General features: G+C 45.1%; 2 protein-coding genes. Both read right to left on the bottom strand.

What is annotated here, in order from left to right:
• On the bottom strand, nt 1-347 hold a 347-nt coding region (locus tag MHZ92_RS21285), incomplete at its 3' end, for an IS3 family transposase (RefSeq protein WP_239433711.1).
• An 8-nt stretch (nt 348-355) separates the two neighbouring features.
• Nucleotides 356-676: a helix-turn-helix domain-containing protein gene (locus tag MHZ92_RS21280; RefSeq protein ID WP_239433710.1), complete on the bottom strand. Its 321-nt coding sequence runs from the start codon at nt 674-676 to the stop codon at nt 356-358.
• Nucleotides 677-769: the final 93 nt, after the last annotated feature.

Here is a 769-nt window from a genome sequence, read left to right as displayed (position 1 = left end):
TTTTCCAAGGGTTTAGACGCAGTAAAATCCCTTTCCAACAGATTCGGTGCGACATGTGCGGGCTGCCCGGTACGTTTGCGTTTCTTCACTTTCACTCGGCACTGCCATCCATATTTCTGCATAACACGCTGGACCGTCTTCTCGCAAGCCCCTGGATACAGATCTGCAATCTTCCGGTACCCATATCGGAATTTATGATCCTTACACAATTCACCAATTTGCCGATCCCGCACCTCCTTTGGCGTCTCGTTCTCTTCTTGGGCTTTCCAGCGATAATACGATGAACGACTGACACCTATGTGCCCGCAGATTTCTCCTATAGTCATACTTCCACTTAATTTTTCCACTAACTGAATCACAACTTTTGGCGCCACTTCCTTTCCAATTCCGCGTACTTTTTTAATACTTCAACCTGCTGTTTCAGATAACGATTTTCAGCCTGCAACCTCGCTGTCTCACTTTCAAACTCCGGTCCCTTGCCGAAGGCATATTGTTTGCCGACCGGTTGTGCTAGACGGTGCATTTCACCATTCCGATACCAGCGCATCCAAGTTTTCAGCTGTGTATAATTTCGGATATTCAGTTCCTCCATCACTTCTTTGACGGGAACACCCGCTAACCGCATTTCAATTGCCTTCAATTTCACTTCTTCTGGATAACTAACTCTAGTTCCCACAGAAAAAACACCTCCACGTTGATGTATTAAGGTTCAATACCCGTTTTTCAACGTAAGGTGTTTTTATTTGTCTCATTTTCTTATGTCAGTGCA

Origin of the sequence: Sporosarcina sp. ACRSL, from assembly GCF_022346605.1 — a bacterium.
Taxonomy (GTDB): Bacteria; Bacillota; Bacilli; order Bacillales_A; family Planococcaceae; genus Sporosarcina.
Note: the sequence above shows the minus strand (reverse complement) of the source record. Positions and strands in the feature narration are given on the sequence as shown.